Below are 14,235 nucleotides of genomic sequence, written 5' to 3'. Positions count from 1 at the left end.
TCTGTCTGAATTGTGGTCTATTTAATCTATCTGCTATTTTTTCTCTAACTAAATTAAACAATTAAATATTGATAATATCTTCATATATTTCTGCCATTTCTAGAATCAAACCAACGGAATCTAAATGTAATTTATCATCACGATTAATCAAAATTTGTATAGTCCAATTTCCTTTTTCATCTTGACGATAAACTTCTACCTTGATTTCATTTTGAGAAATTAAAACATATTCTTTCAAACTTGCTAAACTGCGATAATTTACCAGTTTTTCCCGTCTATCTATAGTTTCTGTACTTGGTGATAGCACTTCGATAATTAAACAAGGATAATTCAGTGAATAACGGTCTTGATCTTCAGTGTCGCAACTAACGATCGCATCAGGATAGTAAAATATAGTTTTATTGTCATTGGCTAAATTTATTTTCACTTTCATGTCTGACATGAAAACATTACAGGAACTACCCCGTAACCCGGAACGTAGTCTACTAGCAATATTGAGAGTAATTATATTATGTTCTTTACTACCTCCAGCCATAGCAAAGACTTCACCAGCAAAATATTCATGACGAATATCGCTAGATTGTTCTAATTCTAGATATTCTTCGACAGTGAAAAAGTAAAGAGGAGATTGCATAATTTTTCCTTTTTTAATAATTCTCAAATTATTGTCAAGTCTTTTACCAATTTAGCTAAAGTGCGTTAAAATCCACTCTGGTTAAGAGGATGTTTGAAAAGTTTTGAATGTATAGACTGACCCCTCTCCAAACCTCTCCCCTGCAAGGGGAGAGGCTTTAAAACCCCCATTCCCTTGCAGGGAAGGGGGGTAGGGGGGTTAGGTTTTTGGAGATTACGGGTTTGATATAATACTTTTCAAACAACCTCTAACTCAAAATCAAAAATCATCCTATTTATTTTATGCCAAAGTAGTCGGTTTTAACCGACTTTAGCTTTTAGACAGGGAATTTATTCCCTGACTTGAAGGGACTCTCAAATCTAACCTGTAAACACTTCTGCGGGTAAGCGATTAAAGGCAAGACGCTCATTTTGGACATCTACAAAAATCGTGTCACCGTCGCTAAAATCACCGCGTAAAATGGCTTTGGCTATTTGGGTTTCTAATTCTCTTTGAATTGCTCGTTTTAATGGTCTTGCCCCAAAAACGGGATCATACCCTACTTCTGCTAAAAAGTCAAGGGCAGAACTGGATAATTTCAAAGATATTTTCCGGTCAATTAATCTTTGTTTTAATCTATCTACTTGTAACTGAACAATATTCCGCAATTCCGATTTTTGTAAACTGTGGAAAATAATCAATTCATCCAGACGGTTTAAGAACTCTGGACGGAAACTACTTCGCATTGCTTCCATCACACGATTACGCATTTCATCGTAACGAGTATCATCTCCAGATATATCTAGGATATATTGAGAACCGATGTTACTGGTCATGATGATAATACTATTTTTAAAGTCTACTGTGCGACCTTGGGCATCTGTCACCCTACCATCATCAAGGATTTGCAGGAAAATATTAAATACGTCGGGGTGGGCTTTTTCGATTTCGTCAAATAAAATCACCGCGTAGGGACGACGACGAATGGCTTCGGTTAATTGTCCTCCTTCTTCATAACCGACATAGCCGGGAGGCGCACCAATTAAACGGGAAACATTATGTTTGTCCATATATTCGGACATATCAATCCGCACCAAAGCTTCCTCTGTATCAAACATATAAGCAGCTAGGGCTTTCGCTAGTTCGGTTTTACCGACACCAGTTGGACCGAGAAAGACAAAACTCGCAATGGGACGGTTTGGGTCAGAAAGTCCAGCGCGAGAACGTTGAATGGCATCTGCGACAGCAGTAACGGCTTCATGTTGACCGACAACCCGGTGATGTAATTCATCTTCTAAATGCAGGAGTTTTTCTTTTTCTGATTCGACTAATTTATTCAGGGGAATGCCTGTCCATTTAGAAATGATTTCGGCAATATCGGCTTCTGTAACTTCTTCGCGTAATAGTGATTTTCCGGTTTTTTGAGTTTGGGAAAGTTCAGTTTCTACGGCTTGTAATTGCCGATGTAAGTCTGTTAATTTGCCATATTTTAATTCCGCAGCCCGGTTAAGATCGTAGTCTCTTTCGGTTTGTTGAATTTCTAAATTAACTCGGTCAATTTCTTCTTTAATTGATTGAATTTTGGTGATAATCCCTTTTTCGGATTGCCATTGTGTGCTAAGGGTTCTTTGATCTTCTTTGAGGTCAGCGAGTTCTTTTTCTAATCTTTCTAACCGTTCACGGGAAGCGAGATCACTTTCTTTTTGTAAGGAAAGTTTTTCCATTTCCAATTGGAGGATTTTTCTGTCTATTTCGTCTAGTTCTTCGGGTTTGGAGGTAATCTCCATCTTCAGTCTAGCAGCGGCTTCGTCTACTAAATCAATAGCTTTGTCAGGGAGAAAGCGATCGCTAATATAACGATTAGAGAGAGTGGCCGCAGCGACGAGAGAACTATCAGAAATTCTCACCCCGTGATGGACTTCATAACGTTCTTTCAAACCGCGTAAAATGGAAATTGTATCTTGAACGTTGGGCTGATCTACATAAACTTGTTGAAAGCGTCTTTCTAAAGCGGCATCTTTTTCCAAATATTTGCGGTATTCATCCAAAGTCGTCGCCCCAATACAGCGTAATTCACCTCGTGCTAACATTGGTTTTAATAAATTTCCCGCATCCATAGCTCCTTGGCTTGCACCTGCACCGACAACGGTATGAATTTCATCAATAAACAATACAATATTCCCACCAGATTCGGTGACTTCTTTTAATACGGCTTTGAGACGTTCTTCAAATTCACCTCGGAATTTTGCTCCCGCAATTAAAGCCCCCATATCTAGACTAATGAGTTTACGATCTTTGAGAGATTGGGGAACATCACCCGCAACTATGCGTTGAGCTAAACCTTCCGCAATTGCGGTTTTACCAACTCCAGGTTCACCAATTAAAACCGGGTTATTTTTGGTTCTGCGGGAGAGAATTTGTACTGTACGTCTAATTTCATCATCACGACCGATTACAGGGTCTAATTGACCTTTACGGGCGGCTTCCGTGAGATCTCGTCCGTACTTCTCTAGTGATTGGTATTTACCTTCTGGATTTTGGTCAGTCACCTTTTGTTTCCCCCGAATTTCTTTGATAATATTTTTGAGTTTGTTTTCATCTAAACCAAATTCTTGACAGAGACTCTTGCCAAAACGGTCATCTTTGGCGTACCCTAGTAGAAGGTGTTCAATAGAAATAAATTCGTCTTTAAATTCTTGACGATATTTTTCTGCCCGATCTAATAATGTATCTAAGCTGCGTCCTAAATAAACAGAAGCACTAGTCCCCGATACTTTGGGTTGACGTTGGATAAATTGCTCGGTGCGATCTCGAACTTTTTGCAAATTTGTGCCAGCCTTAGTGAAAATCGCGCTGGCCAGTCCTTCCTGTTCCAGCAACCCTTTCATCAGATGTTCACTTTCTAGCTGCTGTTGCTGATACTGTTTAGCGACATCGGGTGTATGAGCGATCGCTTCCCAGGCTTTTTCTGTAAATTGATCAGGGTTGGTCGGCTGCATAAACTTTTAGAATAACAAACTACTGTCTAATACGATCATTGTAAAAATATTTGGCGGAATAGCTAGATCGGTCTTCACGTCTTTAAAATGTAGTATTATTGCCCAATCTCAGATAACTGTTGCTGTATTCCGTTCTATAAAACTTACTGTGACTTACATCTGGGCGACAGGCTTTAATTTAAAATTAATGTCAAACATGAATAAGTAGCCAAAACCGTATATTTATTTAAATACAATAATTAATATCTAATCTAAATTTTACGTAAATACTTAGTAGGGGTTTAGCATTGTGCTAAACTCCCACACTCGATGCTTAATTATTGATTTTTTGGATGTAGTCTGATCTCTAGCGGAAATATTTAAAGTTTTTCGGACCTGTATAACCAGTGATCTTTCCTAATTCCTCTAGAGTCTGCACTCCGCTATAGATTTTACCATTAATAACCCAACTTGGGAAACCTTCGATTTTTGCAGCTTTACATAATTCTGGTTTACCTTTGGGACTATCACCAGCACATTCTACTGTAGAACTTTCACTAATTATTGTATAAGCTTCTTTGCCAAAAAGTAGCTTCTGTTCGTGACAGTGTGGACACCAATAAGCTACATATTCCTTAGCACCAACTTTAACAAGATGTTGAGCTAAAGCGATCTCCGCTTCACCAGATTTAGTGGTAATTTCCCAGCCAAATTGAGGATTTGGTTGTTCTTTAGGAGTAAAGGTAATTGCTGTGGGTTTACCATCAGTTGATTCAGTAATATTACCTGATGGGCTGACTTGAGAATAAACGCCTAAAGTCCCAATTAGCGTTACCATTGCCACAATCAAAGCCGTAAATAAAAGTTGTCCAATATCTTCCCAATCCTTACCTATAACAGTTAGCACTAACATAGTTAATGCAAATAAGGCAGAGGCAATACAGTAAGGACAAATAGCTTTGAGTTGAAATGCTAGGACATACATTAAGTATCCACTAAAAACTGACATAGCGATCGCTCCTACAAACAGCAACCACCAAGTCAAATTTTCCAGTTGTTTCTGACCTTTGTGATTTTCCCCTGTGTTCAAGGCTAAGGGAGCTAAAGCGAATATCAACATCCCAATGTATGCCAACAAACCAAACAAAGGTAATGGTTGACCTAAAAACGTAGCCCAAGGACTAGAAAGGACATCCACACAACCCTTAACATTTTCTGCTGTAGTACAAACCGGAGTGCTGCCGGTCAGCTTTTCAAAAGTGAGATAACCTGTATTCAGGATACCAAATCCAGCGATGGTTGCGATCGCCGGACGTGACCATTTATGAATCCAAGGAGTAGAACGACGACGAATCATAATATTGGTGATTGGGGACTGGGAACTGGGAACTGGGGAAGAGAGTCTAAAGATCCTCATAATCATCTAAATCACTGAAATCAAAAGAATCATAGTTTAGACAATTTCTAATCACTGAAATCAAAAGAATCATAGTTTAGACAATTTCTAATCACTGAAATCAAAAGAATCATAGTTTAGACAATTTCTAATCACTGAAATCAAAAGAATCATAGTTTAGACAATTTCTAATCACTGAAATCAAAAGAATCATAGTTTAGACAATTTCTAATCAAGCAAATCAAAAGAATCATAGTTTAGACAATAGAGGTCTGCGGGCAGCTTCGACAAATTGACTGACGCGAATCGGATCTATCGGTTGCTGAATTTGACCATAACGTTTCAGAGAACTAGAAACAATCACCCCGTCTGCTGCTTGTAGTAACGTCCCCACATTTTCCCAACTTGCACCACTACCAATAAAAACAGGAGTCCCAGCGGCAGCATTACTAGCCAGTTCCAAATCCTCTTGGTCAGGAGGACTACCCGTAGCCCAACCAGATAAAATTACCGCATCAGCCAAACCTCGTTCAATAGTATCCTTAACAGCAACAGTGAGATGAGGAGAACTTAAAGGACGAGCGTGTTTTACCAAAACATCAGCAAAAATTTTCACATCAGATCCTAATTCTCGCCGATATCGCAGTAATTGATGAGCTTCCCCCTCAATTAATCCTTGGTCAGTTGCCATCACACCCGTGAGAACATTAATTCTGACAAACTGGGCATTAACGCAACTAGCAATAGCGATCGCACTCCTGCCATCATTACGTAACACATTTAACCCTATAGGCACAGTGACTAAATTTTGGATGCGTTGAACAACCACAGTCATCGCACTGACAACGGCTGGATCAACTTGATTTTTGGTAAAAGGGGCATCGAAAAAATTCTCAACGATTATCCCATTTACCCCTCCACTAGCAAGGGCTGTGGCTTCTTGTTCGGCACGGTCAATCACTGCTTTGAGACTACCTCCCCAACGGGCTGAAGTCGGAAGAGGTAGCAGATGTACTACGCCAATAATTGGTGTTCGGGTTTTAAATAACTGATGTAAATCCACGGCTTTAATTTATTTTTGACATACTCACCGACCTGAAGGTGCGGTGATTCTTGACACTTCGCCAGAACCCGCCACAAGTGGTCTTATCGTCCCTCCATGTCCGTTTAAAGTCTCCCAATGCCCTATGGCGACTATGACCAAATTTTAACATAAAGCCGTCCTGGAAGGACGGGGCTTGTGTCCCGTCTTTTCGGTCACAGTCTGGAGTCGTTGCCTATCCCCACTCTCCAGACGAGGGGGTAACAAAATGGCAGCAATAAAAAATAGACAGCGAGAATCAAACAAAAAAATGTAGATTCCCTGGGCATTGCCGCCGGATGTCTTCTTGTACTAAGATAAATTGCTTTCGGGAACACCGAAACAGATCAGAAATAGTAATTTCACCAATTATCTATTTCCTTGTCTAAACTAGATATAGCAGGTGGCAGTAAAAATTTCACGAATTTGGAGCGTAGATCCTCACCAGTTTTTTTATGGTCAGGTTGTTGCCTCCTCCTCAAGATGGAAATTAAATTTCAACCTTCCATAAGATATGTTAAGATAGAATCTGATAACAAGAGGAGTTTGCCACTCACAAGATGTAAGGCAGCTTCCCGGCATTTAATTCCAAATGTCCGAGTAGCATTACTGCTTGATAGGCGTAGTCGCCAGTGCGATTTCCCCAGTTGGGTAGCGGCTTCTCACAACAGACCTCTTGGTCGGCTTCCCAACGGGTAAATTAACAACTTAAGCGAATTGTTAAAAATATTATGAGTGTCAAACTTACCCAAAGACACTTAAGATTACCCTGGGAAACAAATTAGTAGAAGTATCATGGACTAGCCTCTATCAACATGATAGATGAAGGCTGTAATTTGGCTTTTACTAGTTAAAGTTGCTAGTTATATAGGTTAAATCTGGTAATTAGTGGCGGGTAGTTGGGTGGAAATTATAGCAAAATTCACCGAGTGAGTTATTAGGTAGAGCTTTAGCACTGCTAAACCCGTATTGATTAGTTTACTTGTGATCTGCTGTATTTATTCCCGACCCAATGCTTAAATGTTAATTAACAAGGAAAAACGGAAGACTTATTGAAAATATGGGTGAAAAGCCAACGATTGCCATTTCTCACCTGGGCTGCGAGAAAAATCGGATTGATACAGAACATATGCTAGGGCTGCTAGTGAATGCAGGCTATGGTGTAGATAGTAACGAAGAATTAGCAGATTACGTAATTGTCAATACCTGTAGTTTTATCGAAGCCGCTCGACAAGAATCAGTAAAAACCCTAGTAGAACTAGCGGAAGCCAAGAAAAAAATCGTGATTACTGGCTGCATGGCGCAACACTTTCAAGAGCAATTATTGGAAGAATTGCCGGAAGCAGTAGCGGTAGTAGGGACAGGCGATTATCACAAAATCGTTGATGTCATCGAGCGAGTAGAACAGGGAGAGCGAGTTAAAGAAATTACTGCTGAACCCACTTATATAGCCGACGAAACCACACCCCGTTATCGGACAACCACTGAAGGAGTAGCTTACCTGCGAGTGGCAGAAGGCTGTGATTATCGGTGTGCATTTTGCATTATTCCCCATTTGCGAGGAAATCAGCGATCGCGTACCATTGAATCAATAGTTGCCGAAGCCCAACAACTGGCAAGTCAAGGTGTCAAAGAAATAATTCTCATTTCCCAAATCACCACCAATTACGGCTTAGATATTTACGGCAAACCCAAATTAGCCGAATTGCTGCGGGCATTAGGCAAAGTAGATATACCTTGGATTAGGATGCACTACGCCTATCCCACCGGATTAACAGCGGATGTGATTGCAGCTATTCAAGAAACTGCCAACGTTTTGCCATATTTGGACTTGCCACTGCAACATTCCCATCCAGAAATTCTCCGGGCTATGAATCGTCCCTGGCAAGGACAGATCAATGATGGGATTATGGAACGGCTGAAAATTGCCCTACCATCAGCAGTGTTCAGAACCACATTTATAGTTGGTTTTCCTGGAGAAACTCAAGAGCATTTTCAACATTTATTAGAGTTTACCCAACGACATAAATTTGATCATGTTGGTGTTTTTACTTTCTCACCAGAAGAAGGAACTCCTGCCTACAATCTACCCAATCAAATTCCAGCGGCAGTGATGACGGAACGCCGTAATCGCTTAATGGAATTACAACAACCAATTTCTTTCCAGAAAAATCAACAGGAAGTCGGCAAGATAGTTGATGTCCTGATTGAACAGGAAAATCCCCAAGGTGGAGAATTAATCGGTCGTTCCGGCAGATTTTCTCCCGAAGTTGATGGTCAAGTCTATGTTAAAGGAGAGGCTAGGCTAGGAACCATCGTCAAAGTAGCAATTCAAAGTGCCGATGCCTATGACCTCTATGGTCAAGTTATCAATAGTGATAGATTATCTTCCCCTCTGCTATCTGCTGTTGTATAAGACTTAATTTACAAATAAGTATCGGTTTACCAGTCCCAAATTTACAATCAAATCTAGGAGCGTTAATGAATTTATCATTTCAAGAATTAGGCATTTCCCCAGAACGGGCTACATTGTTAGAAGGCATGGGTTTTACTGAACCTACAAATATTCAAACCCAAGCAATTCCTCAACTATTAAATGGTCGGGATGTAGTTGGTCAATCGCAAACAGGAACAGGTAAAACCGCAGCTTTTTCTCTACCAATTTTAGAGCGGTTAGATGAGAACCTCAAAGCTGTACAAGCAATAGTTTTAACCCCAACTCGTGAATTAGCAATTCAAGTTCATGCGGCTGTTTCCCAATTTATTGGTAACAGTTACTTGAAAGCAGCGGCTATTTATGGTGGTCAATCAATTGACCGTCAAATTATGCAACTCAGACGTGGGGCGCAAATCGTTGTCGGGACACCAGGACGGGTCATAGACTTACTAGATCGTGGTAACTTGAAGCTAGATCAAGTCAAATGGTTTGTCTTAGATGAAGCTGATGAAATGTTAAGCATGGGCTTCATTGACGATGTGGAAAGAATTCTTTCCCAAGCGCCTAATGAACGCCAAACAGCATTATTTTCCGCGACAATGCCACCATCAATTCGGATGTTGGTAAATAAATTTTTGAACTCACCGGTGACTGTCACCGTTGAACAACCCAAAGCCGCACCGAATAAAATCAATCAAGTGGCTTACATGATTCCCCGTCATTGGACAAAAGCTAAAGCTTTACAACCAATTCTGGAAATGGAAGATCCAGAAACAGCTTTAATCTTTGTTCGCACCCGGCGTACAGCCGCAGAATTAACCAGTCAATTGCAATCTGCTGGTCATAGTGTGGATGAATATCATGGTGATTTGTCTCAACAAGCGCGGGAACGCCTATTAATCCGTTTCCGTAACCGTCAAGTTCGTTGGGTTGTCGCTACTGATATTGCAGCGCGTGGGTTGGACGTTGACCAACTTTCTCATGTAATCAACTTTGATTTACCTGATAGCGTCGAAACCTATGTTCACCGCATTGGTCGGACTGGTCGGGCTGGAAAAGAAGGAACGGCAATTTCTTTAGTACAATCTTTTGAACGCCGCAAACAACAGGCATTTGAACGCCATAACCGTCAAACTTGGCAAATTCTCTCTATTCCTACCAAGGCGCAGATTGAAGCCCAACATATCCAGAAGTTAAGAGGACAAGTGGCAGAAGCTTTAACTGGGGAACGGTTAGCTTCCTTCTTGCCAATTATCAGCGAAATGATTGAGGAATATGATGCTCATGCGATCGCTGCGGCTGCTTTACAAATCGCTTACGATCAAACCCGTCCTGCTTGGTTAATATCAGGAGTAGACCTGCCCGTAGACGAAAGCCCAACTCCCAAACCCAGAATTAACAAACGTGGTGATGGTGGAGAACGGGAACGTAGTTCTGGTGGTGGTCGCGGTGGCCGTTCCTCTTGGTCAAAAGAAGGTAGAGGTAACGATGAAAGACGTAGCAGCGGTGGCAGTGGCGGTAGTGCTAAACCAAAGTTAAAAATAGCCTACAATGAACCCTCTTCTACTCCTAGCAATCACAAGTTAGGTTTACCTACGGGTAGAGAATAGATGGGATTTGTTATGAGTGCATCACGGTACTCAGCCAGTAAATAAGGGACTTCCAACTCAAAAAATATCCCAATTCTGAGTATAAATGTAGGGGTTTAGCATTGCTAAACCCCTACCTGCTTTCTACATCACTAAACAATATTCATATTGACTCGAAGAATCACGTCATTGAAATCTTTGTCACCACCGTTTGGTAAATCCTCAAAGCCAAAGACGTTATTCCCTAACAAGCGAATGTGATCTACTTTATCAGCATTAGCTCCCAAGAAGGGGAAGTAAACTGCTGGATTATTATTGGGATTGCTATCAAGTAAAGCATCAGGTCTATCATTAACAATAATAAATGGGACAAAGATAGAACCTGGTTGGAAAGTTCCTGTGTAAGTCGCTGTACCTTGGTTATTAACTGTTAAGTCAATACCTGCAACACGCCCACGAACTGCCGCTTCAACATAACCAGGTTGTCCAGCGAAAATATCGGCTTTACCATCTCCATTGGAGTCAATACCACCATTTTCATCAGTTACTTGATAGAAGCCGATAAAATTATTGAAAGCTGCTTCTCTGTTGACCACAAAATCAGCTTTTACCTGACTTGTAATACCCCGTAAATCAATCACTTCTCCTTGGGGTTTTCCTTGGAGATTTGTACCTAAAGGTAAGGAATCATTTGTGGGACTAAATTTCACTACTAGATTATTAAAGTCAGTCGCATTATTTCCAGAACCATCTTTCCAAGCTAGGGAAAAGTCATCATTCCCCAAATCTGTAATCTTTTGGGTTAAAGAATCTGAAAATAGTATGTCTGTAAATGGAGTTACTCCAGCCTTTACAGCATCAGTTGTACTATTTTTCACCAAATAAAATCTCAAGTTATCACCGGAATTAAATTCCAACAAATGTGTCAAATTATCGGTATTAAACCCATTGGGGAGATTAGCAATAGTAGAGAAAATTACCTTAAATCGCTCTAAAGCCGCTTGGGCGTAACCTGCTGTTCCTGGAGCGATACCATTAATTTTACCTTGAGCATCATCAACGGTGAATACTCCCAGTTCATTGACAAGATTAGAACTTCTTTCTGTTAGAGTAACCTTAATTTTTGATTTGCCACTGCTATTCGAGATTTTAAAGACATCATCCGCAATTTTTGAAAGCTTGATGGTAACTATGGCTTTACCAGTGCCTTTAGTTTGAACCTGCTCACCAGAAGGGGGAACAATTGTTACAACTTCTGATTCAATCTCTCCAAGGAAAACAGAGGTATCTAATGGACTAGTGACTTTCCATTGGACTACGGGGAAAGTCTTTGTTCCTGCAAAAGGAGAAGAACCTGCGGATGTACCTACACCTGTTACATTAGCTATTAAATCTTGTCCATTCACTTGATATGAACCTGTTTCATAGATAGAAGTTGGGATGGGTTGTAGTCCCAAAACACTCAAGAGTGGAAAATCAAGTAAAAAGTTGAGATCAAAAATAGTTTGATTGGTGTTCGTATTGAACGTGATTACACTTGGTACATCGGGGTTCTGAATTACGGAAATAACCCCAGTGGTGAGTTGTCTACCGCCAAGCGGTAAATTAACTGAATCAAATGTTCCATAAAACTCAGCAACAGTCTGTTTGATAATTTTGTTTGCGGGCATAATAACCTCTGAATTAAACTTAGGTTTTAGCAAAGGATCTCACCTGAATCCCAGGTTAAAACCACTGCACAGCATTAGATATACAGCACTTCTACTTGATGAAAAAGTATTACTTTTGAGGACTCAAATTGACAAATTTACAAAGGCTAAATTTACTAAAAGTCTTGGGAAAAATATGATTTTCAGAATTTTACTCGTAATGATTCAAAACCCTTAAACGCTAAACTATTACGTTTGACAACAGGGGTGTAATTAGGGTCAAACATTAAATTTGGCATTCTTTTAAGCAATGTAGAAAAGCAAATTTTTAATTCCATACGAGCTAAAACTGACCCTAAACAAAAGTGAATACCCTTACCGAAACCCAAATGTTCATTGGGTGAGCGTGTGATGTTGAAAACTTCTGGATTCTCAAATTTTTCTGGATCGTGATTAGCCGCCGCAATTCCTAATGCAACAACACTACCTGCTGAGATTTCCTTGCCACCAATAGTCAGATTTTCTTTGGCAACTCGCAAGGAATGTGTGGCAGCGGCATCAAAACGAATCATTTCTTCTATGGCAGAATCAATTAGTTCGGGATTTTCTTTGAGTCGCCGTAATTCATGTGGGTGATTTAGAAGCGCATTTATACCATTGGGAATATCCAGTAAATTATCAGTTGTTTCTTGAATTATCGAACGCCAATTTTCTAAAGCTCGTGGTAGAAATCCCGGAAGAGAGATTTTACGTAATTGGGTATGGTGGGGTGGATCTTTTTCTACCATCATATTCCCCATCAGAAATCTAAAGTTCTGAATAGTGTTCAAATCTACACCTTCTAACTGTTGGACGAATAAAGAACTTCGATCAGAACTCAATCGGGTATCTTGATAGCTAGCTTCTACATCTTTATATCTAGTTAAATACCAAAACCCCCCTTTTTTGTAATAATAAACAGGGTCTTTCGAGCGGATTAGTTTGTATAATGGATAGGAATTGAACAGAAACTCTGGAGCGAATAAATCGTAATCTATTTCAGAAGAATTTAAGTTTGACATATTCTCTTTTGTCCATTAAAGATGGTAGACAAATGGTAGGCGTTAAAATTTACGTTCTACCATTTTTTCTGTAAGCAGATTATATTTCGGAAAGTCCTACTAATGATTTGCCAGATTAAATCAGTGTGGGAAATTTGAAGGATTTTGCCTCAACTTAACCGGAGATTATTGTTTTCTGGGATTCAACCATAGGGAGTTACAGTGGCTAAACCAGTAGAAACAAGGGTTTCTTTAGTCCCGTTAACAGAAAACACATCAGCCCGGGTGATGACTTGGCTAAAAGTCGATTTAATGACATAACCTCGAGCAATTAATTTTTCGCCAACGGCAGGGGCAATAAAGTTCAGCTTGTATTCGGCAGTAACTACATCTCCTACCTTAGAAGCTGCGGCCCAACAACAGGCACTATCAATTAAAAAACCAATTACAGCTCCGTGGGTAAAACCATTATGCTGTTTTAATTCCTCTCGCATCGAGACAATTAATTCCACAAAGCCATCTTCACAAGCAGTGATTTCTACGTTCATCCAAACCGTAAAGGGAGATGTCTGAATTTTTTCTTGTAAAGAAACCAGATCAGCGGGAGTTCTGATTTTGGCAATAGGTTTATTTAGTTTTTCAATTTTGCTGGTAACATCCATAAATCAATAAAATCCTCATATCTTCCAATCACTTTCTAGAAACAACTCAGCTACCGATTCCGGGATTAAATCTTTTTGCTTTTACTTGATCAGGAGTTGGCCGCTTGATATTCCAAGCCCAGCCAAGCTTCTCAAGTAAGCTAATAAATGAACCACTCGGATCAATTTGCCACCAATCAATATTCAGCAGAGCAGAACCAGAAAAAAGCGTGCCAGACATTTCTGAGCCTAGCCCAAGGTTTGTTAGCCTGAATGTAATGTGGGGAATGGAGATCGCCCTCATTATCGGCATAGATGTGATGGCAACGATGATAAGCTACATACTCAATGATGGGCGCTTCACCTGCCATTGAGCCAGCTAGTGCCAGCAGAATGCGTAGGGGTTTAGCTACTTTATAGCTTTTATGGGCAAACAGTCTGTGCATTCCTGCTTCTCCGCCCAAACCAACGAAGTTAAACATGAAAAGCAAAATTCCCAAGTCAACCAGACTAATGCCTTGATTCCGCAAAGAAGCGATCGCGGCAATTCCACCAATTAAACTGATGATATCGATGGACGGATACCACCCGTATCTAATCCATTTCCTCATCCCAGAAAGTGGTTTATATTCAGGATGGCTATTATCTATTTCTGCGGTTTGGAATACTTCAGTTACTTCTGTGACTGAAGACTGCTCTAGAATTTGAGCTACATAGCCCGGATTTCTCACAAGCGAAAAAAAATATTCATAAAAAGCGAAAAAAAGGAAGTTTATTTGATACATAAATAGCAAAGATGAAAAAAGGAAAT

Annotated in this window: 9 protein-coding genes and 1 pseudogene; 2 read left to right on the top strand and 8 right to left on the bottom strand. The window is 40.1% G+C overall.

Annotated features, from left to right (window positions below; all coding sequences use genetic code 11):
- Window positions 1–61 precede the first annotated feature (61 nt).
- The 4 genes from FJR06_RS04055 to btpA all read right to left on the bottom strand — a co-directional run bounded on the left by FJR06_RS04055 (window position 62) and on the right by btpA (window position 6,050).
- A complete protein-coding gene (locus FJR06_RS04055) occupies window positions 62–634 on the bottom strand; it encodes a Uma2 family endonuclease (protein WP_168650866.1) in 573 nt (190 codons plus the stop codon).
- 359 nt (window positions 635–993) lie between these two features.
- Entirely contained in the window at window positions 994–3,612 is a 2,619-nt protein-coding gene (gene clpB / locus FJR06_RS04050) for an ATP-dependent chaperone ClpB (RefSeq protein ID WP_168650864.1), read from the bottom strand.
- A 346-nt stretch (window positions 3,613–3,958) separates the two neighbouring features.
- Entirely contained in the window at window positions 3,959–4,948 is a 990-nt protein-coding gene (locus FJR06_RS04045) for a vitamin K epoxide reductase family protein (protein ID WP_168650878.1), read from the bottom strand.
- Window positions 4,949–5,237: 289 nt separating this feature from the next.
- Window positions 5,238–6,050 (bottom strand): photosystem I biogenesis protein BtpA, encoded by an 813-nt coding sequence (gene btpA / locus FJR06_RS04040; RefSeq protein ID WP_015081161.1) that lies wholly within the window; start codon window positions 6,048–6,050, stop codon window positions 5,238–5,240.
- A 1,078-nt stretch (window positions 6,051–7,128) separates the two neighbouring features.
- Between btpA and rimO the strand changes: the two genes are divergently transcribed.
- A complete protein-coding gene (rimO, locus tag FJR06_RS04035; protein ID WP_168650862.1) occupies window positions 7,129–8,484 on the top strand; it encodes a 30S ribosomal protein S12 methylthiotransferase RimO in 1,356 nt (451 codons plus the stop codon).
- Window positions 8,485–8,549: 65 nt separating this feature from the next.
- Window positions 8,550–10,115 (top strand): DEAD/DEAH box helicase, encoded by a 1,566-nt coding sequence (locus FJR06_RS04030; protein ID WP_148762739.1) that lies wholly within the window; start codon window positions 8,550–8,552, stop codon window positions 10,113–10,115.
- Between the two features lie 131 nt (window positions 10,116–10,246).
- On the opposite strand, the gene FJR06_RS04025 is transcribed toward FJR06_RS04030, so the two are convergent.
- The 4 genes and pseudogenes from FJR06_RS04025 to FJR06_RS04010 all read right to left on the bottom strand — a co-directional run.
- Window positions 10,247–11,764 (bottom strand): DUF4114 domain-containing protein, encoded by a 1,518-nt coding sequence (locus FJR06_RS04025; protein WP_083881480.1) that lies wholly within the window; start codon window positions 11,762–11,764, stop codon window positions 10,247–10,249.
- Between the two features lie 182 nt (window positions 11,765–11,946).
- On the bottom strand, window positions 11,947–12,804 hold the full coding sequence (locus tag FJR06_RS04020; RefSeq protein ID WP_041458111.1) for a cytochrome P450: 858 nt from the start codon (window positions 12,802–12,804) through the stop codon (window positions 11,947–11,949).
- Between the two features lie 182 nt (window positions 12,805–12,986).
- Window positions 12,987–13,445 carry a PaaI family thioesterase gene (locus FJR06_RS04015; RefSeq protein ID WP_015081158.1) on the bottom strand — a complete coding sequence of 153 codons (459 nt, stop codon included), beginning with the start codon at window positions 13,443–13,445 and terminating at the stop codon, window positions 12,987–12,989.
- A 176-nt stretch (window positions 13,446–13,621) separates the two neighbouring features.
- Window positions 13,622–14,235, bottom strand: a pseudogene (locus FJR06_RS04010) (hypothetical protein); the annotation flags it as partial.

This window comes from Dolichospermum sp. UHCC 0352 (assembly GCF_009711925.1).
Classification (GTDB): domain Bacteria; phylum Cyanobacteriota; class Cyanobacteriia; order Cyanobacteriales; family Nostocaceae; genus Dolichospermum; species Dolichospermum lemmermannii.
Note: the sequence above shows the minus strand (reverse complement) of the source record. Positions and strands in the feature narration are given on the sequence as shown.

Bases quoted from the DNA above. Each gene is read 5' to 3' on its own strand.
- FJR06_RS04055 (WP_168650866.1), bottom strand. From the start codon at position 634: ATGCAATCTCCTCTTTACTTTTTCACTGTCGAAGAATATCTAGAATTA.
- clpB (WP_168650864.1), bottom strand. From the start codon at position 3,612: ATGCAGCCGACCAACCCTGATCAATTTACAGAAAAAGCCTGGGAAGCG.
- FJR06_RS04045 (WP_168650878.1), bottom strand. From the start codon at position 4,948: ATGATTCGTCGTCGTTCTACTCCTTGGATTCATAAATGGTCACGTCCG.
- rimO (WP_168650862.1), top strand. From the start codon at position 7,129: ATGGGTGAAAAGCCAACGATTGCCATTTCTCACCTGGGCTGCGAGAAA.
- FJR06_RS04030 (WP_148762739.1), top strand. From the start codon at position 8,550: ATGAATTTATCATTTCAAGAATTAGGCATTTCCCCAGAACGGGCTACA.
- FJR06_RS04025 (WP_083881480.1), bottom strand. From the start codon at position 11,764: ATGCCCGCAAACAAAATTATCAAACAGACTGTTGCTGAGTTTTATGGA.
- FJR06_RS04020 (WP_041458111.1), bottom strand. From the start codon at position 12,804: ATGTCAAACTTAAATTCTTCTGAAATAGATTACGATTTATTCGCTCCA.
- FJR06_RS04015 (WP_015081158.1), bottom strand. From the start codon at position 13,445: ATGGATGTTACCAGCAAAATTGAAAAACTAAATAAACCTATTGCCAAA.